This window comes from Streptomyces sp. NPDC056628 (assembly GCF_042792555.1).
Classification (GTDB): Bacteria; Actinomycetota; Actinomycetes; order Streptomycetales; family Streptomycetaceae; genus Streptomyces.
Genome location: NZ_JBHTWG010000024.1, coordinates 1 through 12,592 on the forward strand (window position 1 = coordinate 1; position 12,592 = coordinate 12,592).

Consider the following 12,592-nt stretch of genomic DNA (forward strand, 5'->3'; position numbering starts at 1 on the left):
TCGTCGGCGAGCTTGCGCAACACCTGAGCGCTGATCTCCTCGGGCGCGTACAACTTGTCACGCACCTTGAAACGGGCCTCACCGTTCTCACCCGGCACCACGTCGTAGGCGACGGCCTTCGCCTCGTCGGAGACCTCGTCGAAGTGCCGGCCGATGAACCGCTTCGCCGAATAGATCGTGCCCTTCGGATTGAGGATCGCCTGACGGCGGGCCAACTGACCCACCAGCCGCTCCCCGGTGTCGGTGAAAGCCACCACGGACGGTGTCGTACGGTTGCCCTCGGTGTTGGGCACGACCGTAGGCTCACCGCCCTCCCACACGGCGATCACCGAGTTCGTGGTACCCAGGTCGATACCCACTGCCTTCGCCATGAGGAACTCCTCCCGCGGCTGTCGACGTCCGTCGGCGACCGTTCATCCTCCGGGCTCTGTCCGCCCGGCTTCGAAACTCGTTCAGCTGGCGGGGCCGCTGCGCGGGCGGCCGCCCGTGTTCGCGCCAGCCCTGCTGTCCAGCGCGGCGACCGACCGGACGGCCTCGTCGGCGACGTGCTGATCCACCACGACGTCGTACCGGCTGGGTTCCATCGAGCGGACCGAGGTGATGTCCGCGGTCTGCTCGGTCATGGCCTTTCCCTCTTGCCGACGGACCGCCGAGCGGTCCTACAGGCCCCAAAGTGGCTGTTCACCCGGTCATCCGCCTGCGCCCAGCGGGTCGAAAAGTGGCGCCAACGGTCGGTCCGCGAGGACAGGCGTCTCCAGGCTGGTACGGCGCGCCGCGGCGGTCCTGTCCCTGGGCGTGGCGACGTTCGACGCGGCCGCGCGACGCCACGCCCAGGGACAGGCGCCCGTACGGAGGCGACCGCCGCGGATGACCGGCCCGTGGCGTGGGGAGTGAGTCCACGGCCACCGTGCACCGCATGCACCGCATGCTCTCTCCGCGGCGACCTGGCCGTTGGTTCAGCCGGGCGTGGGATGGTGCGCCCGGGCGAACTGCTCCACGATGGCGGCGCAGAAGGCAGGCAGGTCGGCTGGGCTGCGGCTGGTGATCAGCTGCCCGTCGACGACCACCTCCTGATCGGCGACGACCTCCGCGCCGGCGTTGCGCAGGTCGGTGCGGATGCTGGGCCAGGACGTGAGGCGGCGGCCGCGCACTGCGTCGGCTTCCACCAGGGTCCAGGGGCCGTGGCAGATCGATGCGACCGGCTTCCCGGTGGCCATGAAGTCCTTGACGAACTTCACCGCGTCGCGGTCCATGCGCAGTTGGTCGGGGTTCATGGTGCCGCCGGGCAGGAGCAGGGCCTGGTATTCGTCGACGGAGGCGTCGGCGACCAAGCGGTCCACGGGGAAGGTTCCTGCCGAGTTGAGGTCGAACTGGCGGGCCTGGATCTCGCCGGGATGGAGCGAGATGATCTCGGTCTTCGCACCCGCGCCCTGCAGCGCACCGCGCGGCAGGTCGAGTTCCACGCGCTCGACGCCGTCGGTGGCCAGAATCGCCACCCGCATCCCTTGCAGTTCCTGTGTCATGGTGTGGCTCCGTTCACGAGTCGCTGGTCGTACGACGAGAGCGGCAGGGCCTGTCCGGATCCCCTACCGGGGACCGAAAGCCTCGGCCGAGGGTGCCCCGAGCGTGTGTCGGCCGGAGCTGCCGTCGGAGTGACCTACGACTTCGGTCCGGGCCCAGCCGTCGCCGTGGGCGTCGACGGGCCGGTGTCCGTCTGCCGCCTTGTCGGTTCAGATCGGTGACATGCACCGGGGCGCGACTGCTACAGCAGCCGGTCGAACACCGCGGTCGCGCCGTCCCAATGGCTGGTCTGCGGGTTCTTGACGTCCGGGTACATGATTTTGAACGTGTCGGCGAGGGCGACGCTGAGACCGCCGATGATCTCGGGGTAGCGCTCTTCGGTCTCCTGGGTGGGTGTCCTGTCGAGGGGCGGGTGCGTGGCGAGCTGTTCCAGGATCGGCTTCAGCTCGACCTCCTCGTCAAGCCGCCGGAACCGGTGGATGCTCTCCTGGAGGCCCTTGGTGATCGGTAGGTCCCACGGTTCGACGATATCCCGGCCGTTGGCCTTGGCCGACGCCTGGCCGACGACCAGGAGGTCGTAGAGCTTGGCGTCGACGAAGTCGCCGTACCGCCTCAGGTCGCTCTTGTCCACGTCGAGGCCTGCGGCGGCGCGGAAGAACCTCTCGAACTTCGACACACCCATCACAGCCATGCCTCTCGCCTCCTCACCGGGAACCGGACCGGACGGCGTCGTTCGCTCCCGCCGGCGCCGCCATCGGCTGTTACCGGTCGAGATTCGCAGAGCCCGCCTGCTGGGCGCCTCCGCACCCCAGGCCGAAAAAGAACACCCCTTCCTACCCTGGCGGAACAGCATCGACCTCGCAGTGCGGCTGATGGAGATCACCCGACGGCTCGCGCCGTGGAACGCTCTGGACGCCGAGCGGGCCGGCCGGAAACGCGACGGCGGGAAAGCCGGCCGCGCCCCCAGGCACGGCGCCCCGACGCACGTCCGGCAGACCGGTGGCGGTGTCCCCTTCGCCGTGGCGGAGGCCGTCCGCACCTGTGCTCGGGGGTCCACGGAGCCCGCCGATTTTCCGCCCGTCGGGGGCAGGCAGCGAGTGGCCCACATCCCGAGCATGGAAGTGGGCTCCGCTGAGGCGCACGCACGATGAGGCGCATCAGCCCGCAACCACCAGGCGCACGACGCAGCCCTTCGGTGGCTGTCTCAGGCCCACGACAGGCAGGTGCAAAGCATCAGAAGGGGAACGCCTCATGGACTACAACACCTTTCTCGACACCGTCACCCGGCGCGCCCCTGTCCCCCCGGAGAAGGCGGAGCCCCTCACCCGTGCCACCCTGGAAACCCTGGCCGAGCGGCTCACCCGGGGTGAGGCGGAGGACCTCGCGTCCCAACTGCCCAAGCAGCTGAAGGAACCGCTGGTCTCCCCCACCCCGGAGGCCGAGCGCTTCGGACTCGACGAGTTCATCGATCGGGTGAGCAGGCGAGCAGGGGTGAGCCCGGACGAGGCCCGCGAGGGCGTACGGGCGGAGCTGAGCACCCTGAGGGACGCGGTCAGTGACGGCGAGTTCCGCCAGGCGATGTCCCAGTTGCCCCAGGACTTCAAGGCTCTCGTCGGCGCCCCGGGCTAGAAGGAGCCATGAGGCAGAGCGCGCTCCTGTCGGAACGTCGGCGCCACGTCGGCGAAGGGATGCGCGAGGACCCTCGGTCGGGCAGCCTCAGCACACGTCCGACGCAGACCCGGGTTCGGATCCGGACTCGGACTCGGCATGAGATCGCCGGAGGATCGCATGACACAGTCGACAGCTCCTTCAGCCGGCGCACCCGTGGACGTCGAGGGCAGGGCGCAGCGGCCGTTCTCCGAGCACGCGGCCATGGCCAGGGCGTACCCCGACGGCAGGATGACCGTCGGAGCCATCACGCCCCTGGAGGGATTCGACGGGCCCGTGCCGTCCCTGGCCGGGCACATCGAGCGGATCCAGCAGGCCGAGCAGGCCGGCTTCGCCTCGGTGTGGGTCCGTGACGTGCCGCTGCTGGACCCGAGCTTCGGGGACGCCGGGCAGGTCTTCGACCCCTGGGTGTACCTGGGTCAGCTCAGTGCCCGCACCACCTCGATCACCCTGGGGACCTCCAGCATCGTCATGCCCCTGCGGCATCCCTTGCACACCGCCAAGGCGGCCGCCTCGGTGGACCAGTTGTCGGGCGGGCGGCTCCTGCTCGGGGTGGCCACCGGTGACCGGCCCGTGGAGTTCCCGGCCCTCGGTCAGGACCTCGGCAGCCGGGCCGAGAGGTTCCGGCAGTCGCTGGAGTACTTCCGTGTCGTCCTCGAGCATCGTTTCCCGCACGTGGAGTCGCCGCTCGGCCGGATGCACGGCACCGATCTGCTGCCCAAGCCGGTGTACCAGCGGATCCCCGTACTGATGACGGGACGCGGCCGACAGGACGTCCGGTGGATCGCCGACAACACGGACGGCTGGCTGTACTACACCCCGCCGCTCCAGCAGCAGGCCGAGAACATCGAGCGGTGGCGGGAGCTGACCCGGGGCGACGACGGCAGGTTCAAGCCGTACGCGCAGGCCACCTATCTGGATCTGACCGAGGATCCGCTGGCCCTGCCCCGGCGCATCCACCAGGGCTTCTCGGTGGGCCGGGTGTCGTTCCTGGCGATGATGCGGGCCTGGCAGGGCATCGGCATCGACCAACTGATGATCAACTTCAAGCAGAGCCGCCGTCCGGTCGCCGACGTGATCGACGAACTGGCCGAACACGTGCTGCCGCACTTCCCGCCCGGGCGCTCCGGGGCGCGTGGCGAGCACCGGCCCGCGGAGCGGACCGGGCCCTGAGGGAGCACGACCCCGGTACCCCGCGTGACAGGGCCGGGCTCAGTCCCGGGAGGCCCCGGACGGCCGCTCCTGCGCGTAGTCGCACGTGCCCTCCGCCTGGAATTGCAGGGCCGCCCTGGTCACCTCCGCGCCGAGGCCGCGCAATTGGTCCGCGACCCCCTGGTCGGTGAGGAGTCCGTCGCCGTCGAAGACCCGGGAGGACCGCGGGACCGCCAGCACCAGTGGCACGGCCCAGCCGCGCAGCGACCGCACGATGAACTCCATCGCGTTGATCGCCTGCAGGCCCTGCACTCCACCGGCGGTCGTCAGCATCCCGACGGGTTTGTTGCTCAGGTAGGGCGGGTCGCGGTCGGCCAGGAGGGCGAGCCAGTCCACCGCGTTCTTGAACGCGCCGCTGACCGACCCGTGGTAGGTCGGGCTGCTCCACAGCAGGGCGTCGGCGGCCTGAACGGTGTCCGCGAGCCGGCGGGCGGACGGAGGGGCCTCGCGCTCGGACGTGTAGAACGGAAGACGCAGCCGCTTGAGGTCGAGCACCTGGGTGTCGGCGCCCCCGTCGGCCGCCCCCTCGACCGCCACACACAGTGCCGTGAGGCTGGTCGACGGGGTGCGCAGGGAACCTCCCAGCCCGACGACGAGCGGGCGCGTCATCCTGTCAACTCCTTCAGAGCATCTCCAGGGGCGTGGGCCCGCTGGGCGGCGGGAACACCTCGTCGAGGACGACGAGCACCTCGGGGGGAAGGTGGAGGTCCACCGCGCCGCGGTTCTCCCGAACGTGATCGGGCGATCCGGAACGCGGGATCGCGACCACGCCCTGTCGCAGCACCCAGGCGAGTGCCACCTGGGCCGGTGTCGCTCCGAGGGCCTGGGCCACGGCGCCCAGTGCCTCGACCCGCAGGATCCGGCCCTGCTCGATCGGGGAGTAGGCCATGACCGTCACCTCCGCCTCGCGGCACCAGGGGAGCAGATCCCACTCGATGCCGCGCCGGGAGAGGTTGTACAGCACCTGGTCGACGGCCACGTCGTCGCCACCGGGGAGGGTGACCAACTCGGTCATGTCGGCCACGTCCAGATTGCTCACGCCCCAGTAACGGATCTTCCCCGCCTCCATCAGGTCGGCGAATCCCGCCAGGGTCTCCTCGAGTGGCCACCGTCCCCGCCAGTGCAGCAGGTACAGGTCCAGCCGTTCCGTACGGAGTCGCCGCAGGCTGCCCTCGCAGGCGGCGACGGTGCCCTTCCGGTCGGCATGGCCGGGCAGCACCTTGCTGACGAGGAACACCTCCTCCCGGCGTCCGCGGAGGGCCTCCCCCACGAGCAGCTCGGCTGCGCCCTCGCCGTACATCTCCGCCGTGTCGACGACGGTCATACCCAGGTCCACGCCCAGTCGCAGCGCGGCGATCTCCTGTTGACGCCGGGCGGGGTTCTCACCCAGGTACCAGGTGCCCTGCCCGGCCGCCGCGATCTCCTCACCGGAGGGGAGCGCAACAGTCTTGGCCGATTCCGCAGACATCTCGGGCCTCCTGTCTGCCGCGGATCCGTGGCCCGCGCGCCCGCACCGGGTGCCCAGTTCCGCGCCGCCCAACAGCCGTGTCGCAGGCGCCGCGAAGAGGTCAGGAGGGGTGAGCGGACTACGCCGGGAACTCGCCGGAACCGGGTGCGCGATCCCGCAGCGCAACGACCACCGACACGACGGCGCCGCAGGAGAGGACCGTCGCGAAACCGATCATCGCGGTCTGCACGGCGAAGTGCCGCAGGGCGATGCTGAACAGGACGGAGGGCAGGCCCATTCCCAGGTACGCGACGACGAAGAACACGGCGAGGACCCCGGCGCGCGAGGCGGGCTCGGCCACTGAACCGGCCCGTACGACGCCTCCCTTGAACAGCAGACCGGAGCCGGCTCCCGACAGGGAGACGGCGGCCAGATAGAGCCAGAGCGCCGGGTGGTACAGGGCGACGGCGCACAGGGCCAGGCCGATCGGGAAGGCCACCGCCCCCACGGTCAGGACCCGGCGCAGTGGAAGACGTCCCAGCACCAGCTGGGCGGCCGCCGCGGAACCGAACATGAGGAAGGCCGCCAGGCCGACCACGAGGTGCGAGTCGGTGTGCAGGGTGCCGTGGAGCACCCTCGCCCCGAGGGAGGAGATCAGGCCGAGGATCGCGAAGGCGAAGGCGCCGAGCGCACCGGCCGCGCCGAACGTCCGCCGGCCGCCGGGGCGCAGGACGAACCTGCTGGGCGGTTCCGCCGCGGGCAGCTCCAGGTCCACGGTCTCCGGGGTGCACAGCACCAGCGCCAGGCACACCCCCATGGCGAGCGTGAAGATCGCCTGGGTGGTGATCAGGGGCGCGGGAAGCCACTCGGCGGCGGCTCCGGCGACCAGGGGCCCTGAGGCCAGGCCGCCGAGGTTGGCGGCGGTCGCCACGATGCCGGGCAGCACCGAACCCGTCCGTTCCGGGCGGGCCTCGTCGTAGAGGTCGTGCAGGTACGTCGTCGCGGTCGAGGCCATCAGCCCCAGTCCGACACCGTTGAGGACCCGGCCCGCGATCAGCCCCGGCAGGTCCCGCCACACCATCAGTACGACCGACGCGACGATGCCGACCAGCAGCGCCGGGACGATGATGCGCCGCCGGCCGAGCCGGTCCGACAGGTGTCCCAGTCCGAGGAAGGCGGCCGCCGCGCCCACGACCATCGAGGCGTACGCCACCGTGACCGTGGTCGCGCCGAAGTGGTCCCGGGCCTCGTACAGCGGCCACAGCGGGGTCGGCGCGGTGCCGAAGGCCATCAGCACGGTGAAGGCCACCGCCACGAACCAGAAGCCGGTCGTGTGCGTGGCACGGCGCCGGACGCGGGCCTGGGACGGCAGGGCGGCGGGGGCGCGGGGCGGCAGGCCGGCGGGAGCGAGAGCCTGGATCTGGTGGGTCGGGTCGCCGGGAGCGTCGGCTGTGGGACGGCTCAGCGGCGTCGGTGCGGCAGGCAGGGGTACCCCTCCTCGGACGGAAGCGGATGGCTTCTTCCATCCTCCTCACCAGCCAGGATCAACGCCAACGAATGTTTTTGCTGGGCTCGAGCCATGCGAGAGATACTTCTCTTGTGGAGCTACGTCAGCTGGAGCACTTCATCGCCGTCGCCGAGGAGCTGAGCTTCACGCGCGCCGCCCGTCGGCTGCACGTGGTGCAGTCGGGGGTGTCCGCCGCGATCCGCTCCCTGGAGCGCGAGCTCGGCTGCGCGCTGTTCGAGCGCACCTCGCAGCAGGTTCGGCTCACCGGGGCGGGCGCGGCGCTGCTGCCGGAGGCCCGGGCCACCCTGCACGCCGCCCAGGCGGCCCAGGACGCCGTCCGTGCCGCCCAGGACACGCTGCGCGGCACGGTGAACGTGGGCGCGATGGCCTCGGTCGAGGTGGTGGACCTGCCCGCGCTCCTCGGGCAGCTGCACGCGCGGCATCCGGCGATCGACGTCCGGCTGCGGCTGGCGACGACCGGCTCGGCGGGACTGGCGCACGCGCTGCTCAGCGGGGACCTGGACGTGGCCTTCCTTTCGCTGCCCGAGCGCAAACCCGCCGGGATCGACGCCCGGGAACTGGCCACGGTGCCGCTCGTGCTCGTGGTGAGCGCCACCCATCCGCTCACCCAGCGGGGGGAGTTGACACTCGCGGACCTCGCGGACGAGCCCTTCGTGGACTTCCCGCCGGGCTACGGCAACCGCGAGGTGGTCGACCGGGCGTTCGCGGCGGCGGGCGTCGTACGCCGGGTGGCCCTGGAAGTGCCCGACATCGACATGGGGGCGGCACTGGTCCGGCACGGTCTGGGCATCGCCTTCCTGCCCGCGTTCGCCGTTGCCCGCACCCCCGGCCTGCACGTCCTGGACGTCCACGGCACCGTGCTCCGCTGGAGCATGCATCTCGGCACGTCGTCGACCCGGCGGCCCAGCTCGGCTCTGCGGGCGCTGCTCGACCTGGTCGACCTCCACGTCATCGCCCTGTGACGCCCGGACCGCCGCCCGGGCGTCCTTCGTCGGTGGTGTCCGGCCCCCCGCGTCCGTCTCGCTCCGCCCGCGACATCTGCCGCAGCATCCGCTGACGCTCACGCTGCCGTCGTCCGTAGGCGGCGTCGGCCACCTCCTCGTCCCCTTCGAGGCCGGTGCCGAAGGCCCCGCCGATCATCCCGATGGCGGTGATGAACCAGGCCAGGAAGAGGTAGTCGCCGACGCCGACCTGCCGTCCGATGAACTTGCGCAGGACGGACGCGTCCAGCAGCAGGAAGGAGACCGCGACCAGAGTCGCGAACAGGGCCGTGCCCAGCACCACCACCGCGAGCGAGATGGTGAGCAGGGTGACCAGGTTGTAGGGGTACAGGGGGTGGTGCCGTGCGGGGAGGTGGGCGCCGCGCTCCCAGAGCTGGTGGTCGACGATGATCCACAGGGTGAGCGCGACGGCGGACACAGTGGTGATGACGGCATTTTGCACGGCGCCGAGTTCGGTGGCGAGGTTCCAGGCGGCGGTGTTGACGAACAGGACCGTAGCCGTGGCGAACACGCCCGCCAAGGCCCGGGAGAGGGAGCCGAACAACCGCCACGGACGGTTGGCGTACACCATGCCGGCGACGAGTCGGGCATGGCCGCGCAGGCCGGGCACGACATAGCGCTGGGGCTGCTCGGGGCCGGGACCGGTGTCCGGTACCGGTTCGCGCGGCGGGCGGCCGATCACCTCCGGGTGCCTGGGCGTCTCCTCGTCCGTGACCAGCACTCGGACGACATCCACGACGGCCAGCCGCACCCGCCGCCGAAGGCGGCGGGCCCCCAGGGCGGGAAGGGAGATGAGCGCGGCCCGCAGCGCGGTGTCGACCTCCACGCTGATCGGGTAGAGCCGGGCCCGCCGCGGAAGGTCGGTGAGAAAGACCGCCACGTCCCATACGGCACGGTCCAGGTGACGTCTGACGATCTCGGCGATGTCGGAGACGTCGGCCTGCTCGCTCCCGCCCAGCGGGGCGGTCATCGTGTCGACCTGCCATCCGACCTGGGCACGGACTGACCGGGTCAGATGGGCGGGCAACCGGGGGGCGAGAGCCCGGGCGATGTCCGACGGCAGGCCGGGGTCGGCCACCAGCACGACGCGTACGGTTCTGCCGGAGGACGTCTCCGGCACGTCAGCCGTCATGACCGCACCTTCGTGTGAGCCTCACGCCATGGCGGCCGCGAAGGACCAGCGGTCCACGGGTGTCACCCACCGTGCCGCCGGCCCCCTGCGCACACTCGGCGTCCGGGCCGCTGCCGCCGTGGCGCGGTCGGCGTACCGGAGGATCCGGGGTCACCCGGCGGACTCGACGGCCTGCGAGAAGTCCGTTCCGAGCTGCGACATCAGGTCGTTGAACTCCTTCTCGCTGATCGCCTCCCGGAGCACGGCCAGCACGGTCCGCACACCCCGGTCGGCTTCCTCCTCCTTGAGCATGGTGCGTTCGGCCACGCGCCGGACGCTGTCCTGGTGGCCGAAGCGCTCGATGCGGCCCGTGGCTCCACGGCGTACCGACTCGGCGAGGCCTTCGGGGAGCTCGGTGATGAGGTCCCTGGCCTCCCCCGCGCTCAGCCTGTGCGCCAGCGTCTCGAGCGTGGCCCGGGTCAGGTCCGCGGCCTCCTGCCGGCTCAGTCCTGTGCGCTCGGCGACGGTACGGAGGAATTCCTTCTCGTCCATGCGTCGTACCCCTTCGCTGCTGTGTTGCGACGAACGGCGCGCCCCCCTGCAAGCCTCCCACGCCGACCCGGCCCGCGCCCGCGCACGGACGGCGGTGACCACGTACGACCACCGCAGCTCGACGCCTCCGTGCACCGTGGTGTGCGGAGCGTTGCCGGCCAGGATGGTGTCCCGGACGTGGGGTCCGGCGTCTTCGCACACAGGCCGAGAGCCACACCATGAGAGCGCCGACGTAGCCGAACCGGGGCTGCGACCAGGTGCCCGATTTGTAGGAGATTATGGGGAATCGGCAAGTGTGAGTGCGTCCGGGAGTGGTAACCCGGTGATCCCCACTCCAGGGAGGCGCCATGGACGCCCATGTCACTGCCCAGGGAAGCCCCATCGCCACGGTCAATCCGTACACCGGTGAGAGGGTTCGGGAATTCCCAGAGCTGAGCGCGGAGGAGGTAGAGCGCGCGGTCGACGCGGCGCACCGCGGCTTCCCGGACTGGCGTGCCCGGTCGCGGGCCGACCGTGGGGCCCTCGTGCAACGCGCCGGCCGGCTCATGAAGGAGCGCAAGGAGGAACTGGCGGGGCTGCTGACCCTCGAGGTCGGCAAGCTGATCGACTCGAGCCGTGCCGAGGTCGACCTCGCGTCCGACATCCTCATCTACTACGGCGAGCACGGCCCCGAGCTGCTGGAAGAACGACCCCTGCCGGTGCCCGACGGCACGGCCGTGCTGGTGAACGAGCCGCTCGGCGTCCTCCTCGGTGTGATGCCGTGGAACTTCCCGCTGTACCAGGTGGTCCGGTTCGCGGGCCCGAACCTCGTCCTCGGCAACACGATCCTGCTCAAGCACGCGAGCAGCTGCCCCCAGTCCGCACTGGCACTTGAGCAGCTGTTCACGGACGCGGGTGCGCCGGCCGGGGTCTATACCAACCTCTTCGTGCGAGGCAAAGACGTCGGGAGGATCATCGATGACTCTCGTGTGCAGGGAGCGTCACTGACCGGAAGCGAGCGGGCGGGCGTGAGCTTGGGCGAGATCGCCGGCCGCAACGTCAAGAAGTCCGTCCTCGAATTGGGTGGCAGTGATCCCTTCGTCGTACTGGACGGTCACAACCTCGAGCGCACCGTGTACGCCGCGTTCCTCGGCCGGATGGGCAACACCGGGCAGTGCTGCGTGGCGGCCAAGCGTTTCATCGTCCTCGCCGACGTCTACGACGCCTTCGTCAGCGGGCTGCGTGACCGCATGGGCGAGGTGCGACCGGGAGATCCAGCCGACCCCGCCACCACGCTCGGCCCACTGTCCTCCGAGGCCGCGGCCGACCTCCTGATGGAGCAGGTTCGTGACGCGGTGGACAAGGGAGCCACGGTGGTGCTGGGCGGAGGGCGGCCCGACCTGCCGGGCTCCTTCGTCGAGCCGACCATCCTCACCGACGTCACACCGGAGATGCGGGCCTACCGGGAAGAGCTCTTCGGCCCCGTCGCCGTCGTCTACCGGGTCGCCGACGAGGACGAGGCCGTGGCGCTGGCCAACACCTCCCGCTACGGCCTGGGAGGCGCGGTCTTCGCCGCCGACCCGGAACGTGCTCGCGGAGTCGCGGACCAGTTGGAGGCGGGCATGGTGTGGATCAACCACCCGACCGCGTCCAGGCCGGAGCTGCCCTTCGGCGGCATCAAGCGCTCCGGCTACGGGCGCGAACTCGGCGACGTGGGCATCGTGGAATTCGCGAACCGCAAGCTCGTGCGCTACGTGGACGCCGACGCCCCGATCGTGGAAGTGCTGGGCTGACCTACGCCCGGTCGACCGGCAGAAGGGCGCCGCACCGCAGGTGTGACGCCCTTCTGCCGGTCCAGTCCGTGCGGGCCGTGGCGCCACCAGCGCCACCACTGTGCCGTGCGCGGCTCGCCGGCAACCCGGCCTGAGGCCAGGGCGGAGCCAGCTCCGGCCGGACCGCTCGGCGCCGGCGACGGCGCCGAGCGGGCCGCGGGGCGGCATACCCGCTGAGGGGCGCGGCCGGAGCGAGCGGCCGCTGTCAGCTGTCCAGCTCCTCCTCGACCGGCGGTTTCGGCACCTCGCGCAGACGCTGGGACTGTCCGGGCCTGCCGCCCTTCCGGGCCTGCTCGGCTCGCTGAGCCGGGCTCAGCCCCAGGTCGGAGTCGGGGTCCACACGGACCGACCGGGCCACCTCCTTGCGGTTGGCGTACTGGTCGGGCGGAATGCCGCGCAGTGCCTTGATGACCTCTGGCGGGGCGCCCTTCCGGCTCGCCGCTTCTATCAGCGTGTTCTTGTCGGCGGGGAAGTCGACATCCTTGATGGCCTCCACCACGTCCCGGGCGCTCGTACTGTGAGTCATGGCTCCTTCTCCCTCATCGGAATCCGGAATCCTGGGCCACCCGGGTAACCGGCAGGGACCGCTCACTCACCTTCTTCACCCGCCGGATTTCACCGGTTTGCCGGACTGGTCCAAAAGGACCCCGCCTGGACGGAGGTGATCGTCGTGCCCGAACCCGGGATCAGGAAGTACGGCACCGAGCACTGGCACAGCGGGTTTGTGATCGGCGGCGTGCG

General features: G+C 71.0%; 14 protein-coding genes. 4 read left to right on the forward strand and 10 right to left on the reverse strand.

What is annotated here, in order from left to right; genetic code table 11:
• The 4 genes from ACFRAC_RS24950 to ACFRAC_RS24965 all read right to left on the reverse strand — a co-directional run.
• Positions 1 to 371, reverse strand: a 371-nt coding sequence (locus ACFRAC_RS24950; RefSeq protein WP_382927655.1) for an Hsp70 family protein, incomplete at its 3' end; no start/stop codon positions are given.
• Between the two features lie 81 nt (positions 372 to 452).
• Positions 453 to 623: a hypothetical protein gene (locus ACFRAC_RS24955; protein ID WP_382927658.1), complete on the reverse strand. Its 171-nt coding sequence runs from the start codon at positions 621 to 623 to the stop codon at positions 453 to 455.
• A gap of 333 nt (positions 624 to 956) precedes the next feature.
• On the reverse strand, positions 957 to 1,523 hold the full coding sequence (locus tag ACFRAC_RS24960; protein ID WP_382927663.1) for a type 1 glutamine amidotransferase domain-containing protein: 567 nt from the start codon (positions 1,521 to 1,523) through the stop codon (positions 957 to 959).
• A 239-nt stretch (positions 1,524 to 1,762) separates the two neighbouring features.
• Positions 1,763 to 2,212, reverse strand: a complete 450-nt coding sequence (locus ACFRAC_RS24965; RefSeq protein WP_382927665.1) for a DUF1931 family protein — start codon at positions 2,210 to 2,212, stop codon at positions 1,763 to 1,765.
• 560 nt (positions 2,213 to 2,772) lie between these two features.
• Between ACFRAC_RS24965 and ACFRAC_RS24970 the strand changes: the two genes are divergently transcribed.
• Positions 2,773 to 3,150 carry a DUF2267 domain-containing protein gene (locus ACFRAC_RS24970; RefSeq protein WP_382927667.1) on the forward strand — a complete coding sequence of 126 codons (378 nt, stop codon included), beginning with the start codon at positions 2,773 to 2,775 and terminating at the stop codon, positions 3,148 to 3,150.
• 159 nt (positions 3,151 to 3,309) lie between these two features.
• On the forward strand, positions 3,310 to 4,362 hold the full coding sequence (locus ACFRAC_RS24975) for an LLM class oxidoreductase (protein WP_382927671.1): 1,053 nt from the start codon (positions 3,310 to 3,312) through the stop codon (positions 4,360 to 4,362).
• A 39-nt stretch (positions 4,363 to 4,401) separates the two neighbouring features.
• Here ACFRAC_RS24975 and ACFRAC_RS24980 read toward each other — a convergent pair whose 3' ends face one another.
• The 3 genes from ACFRAC_RS24980 to ACFRAC_RS24990 form a co-directional block, all read right to left on the reverse strand.
• Positions 4,402 to 5,010 (reverse strand): NADPH-dependent FMN reductase, encoded by a 609-nt coding sequence (locus ACFRAC_RS24980; protein WP_382927675.1) that lies wholly within the window; start codon positions 5,008 to 5,010, stop codon positions 4,402 to 4,404.
• Positions 5,011 to 5,023: 13 nt separating this feature from the next.
• Entirely contained in the window at positions 5,024 to 5,869 is an 846-nt protein-coding gene (locus ACFRAC_RS24985) for an aldo/keto reductase (protein ID WP_382927680.1), read from the reverse strand.
• A gap of 118 nt (positions 5,870 to 5,987) precedes the next feature.
• On the reverse strand, positions 5,988 to 7,163 hold the full coding sequence (locus tag ACFRAC_RS24990) for an MFS transporter (protein WP_382927683.1): 1,176 nt from the start codon (positions 7,161 to 7,163) through the stop codon (positions 5,988 to 5,990).
• 284 nt (positions 7,164 to 7,447) lie between these two features.
• On the opposite strand from ACFRAC_RS24990, the gene ACFRAC_RS24995 reads away from it, so the two are divergent.
• Positions 7,448 to 8,338: a LysR family transcriptional regulator gene (locus ACFRAC_RS24995; RefSeq protein WP_382927687.1), complete on the forward strand. Its 891-nt coding sequence runs from the start codon at positions 7,448 to 7,450 to the stop codon at positions 8,336 to 8,338.
• Here ACFRAC_RS24995 and ACFRAC_RS25000 read toward each other — a convergent pair.
• Together ACFRAC_RS25000 and ACFRAC_RS25005 are read right to left on the reverse strand one after the other, a co-directional pair.
• Complete coding sequence (locus ACFRAC_RS25000) at positions 8,325 to 9,509, reverse strand: hypothetical protein (RefSeq protein ID WP_382927692.1); 1,185 nt, start codon at positions 9,507 to 9,509, stop codon at positions 8,325 to 8,327. The two genes, ACFRAC_RS24995 and ACFRAC_RS25000, sit on opposite strands and share 14 nt — an antisense overlap.
• 150 nt (positions 9,510 to 9,659) lie before the next feature.
• Positions 9,660 to 10,040, reverse strand: coding sequence for a DUF2267 domain-containing protein (locus ACFRAC_RS25005; protein ID WP_382927695.1), 381 nt, complete (start codon positions 10,038 to 10,040; stop codon positions 9,660 to 9,662).
• Positions 10,041 to 10,387: 347 nt separating this feature from the next.
• On the opposite strand from ACFRAC_RS25005, the gene ACFRAC_RS25010 reads away from it, so the two are divergent.
• Entirely contained in the window at positions 10,388 to 11,812 is a 1,425-nt protein-coding gene (locus ACFRAC_RS25010; protein ID WP_382927698.1) for an NAD-dependent succinate-semialdehyde dehydrogenase, read from the forward strand.
• Between the two features lie 244 nt (positions 11,813 to 12,056).
• Here the strand turns inward: ACFRAC_RS25010 and ACFRAC_RS25015 are convergent, their stop codons facing one another.
• Positions 12,057 to 12,377 (reverse strand): DUF2795 domain-containing protein, encoded by a 321-nt coding sequence (locus tag ACFRAC_RS25015; RefSeq protein ID WP_382927700.1) that lies wholly within the window; start codon positions 12,375 to 12,377, stop codon positions 12,057 to 12,059.
• Positions 12,378 to 12,592 lie beyond the last annotated feature (215 nt).